Consider the following 1,049-nt stretch of genomic DNA (forward strand, 5'->3'; position numbering starts at 1 on the left):
CCGTAGCTTGTGTTTTGGTGTTCATAGCCAGGGCAATTTTCTTGATATTTTGGGCGGCGGCAGCCAACAGGCACTGCCAGGTTACAGCTGTCAGACCCCGGTAGCGGGCATATCGGTGTCCGTGAAGTTGTTTGGCATCGGCGAATGATCGCTCAACGGTTTCTTTTCGTCGCTTGTAAATAGCCTTGCCCCAAGCCGTCAGGCGATAGCCGTCGACACGATCGCGCACGTCTTGCCAGACATGGCGTGTCACGGTTTTCTGATGTTTGGCATTGCTGGTGCAGGACGCCAGAAGCGGGCAAGTCCGGCAGATTGTCGGATCACTTTTGTAATGGCGATAGCCGTTACGGTCGGTAGTTGCGTAACCTAAGATTTGTCCTTGGGGGCAGCGATAGCCATCAACCTCTGGTTCATACTGATAAGCCCGCTTGCGGAGATAGCCTTTCCGGTGGGTTGGGCGACGATAGCCCGTAACGCCGGTGATCCCACGTGCCTCCAGCCCGTGCGCAATACCTGCTGTTGCATATCCGGCATCCAACCCGACGGCACGCACATCTAAATCGAAGCGCTGTTTCTGACGATCAAGGCGATGGAGGTAGGGAATGCTGTCGTGGACATTCGCTGGCGTGGTGTAGGTATCTGTAATAATGCCTAACTTGCCGTCCACGGTGCGGTGATCCAGATAGAAAAATCCTTTGGGCTTGCCGTCTCGGACCATGTAACCGCTCTCAGGATCTGTGCGGCTGATCTTGGTTTCTTTCTGCACAGCGTCCCGAGCTTTTGGCTTCAAAGACTTCTTACCATGATCAGAACGGTCTTCATCAATGGCACGATCCAGATCATCCCAATAGTCTGAGCGGGATTTGGCAACAACTTCCCGGTCCCACTTATTCTTGTTCGCATTGGCTTTCAGATGCGTGCTGTCTGTATACAACACCGTGCCATCCACCAGACCATGGGCAATCGCTTGCTCCACAATGCCGTCAAAGATGTCTTGAGCCACAGATGTATCATTGTACCGGCGGCGACGGTTCTGGCTCAACGTTGAC

At 53.8% G+C, this 1,049-nt stretch carries 1 protein-coding gene; it reads right to left on the reverse strand.

Features of this window, described 5'->3' with window-relative positions:
• Window positions 1–1,049: IS1182 family transposase (locus Q3Y58_RS19465; protein ID WP_319623432.1), on the reverse strand; the 1,049-nt coding region annotated here is incomplete at both ends.

Source organism: Nesiotobacter zosterae (genome assembly GCF_033843645.1).
GTDB lineage: Bacteria > Pseudomonadota > Alphaproteobacteria > Rhizobiales > Stappiaceae > Pseudovibrio > Pseudovibrio zosterae.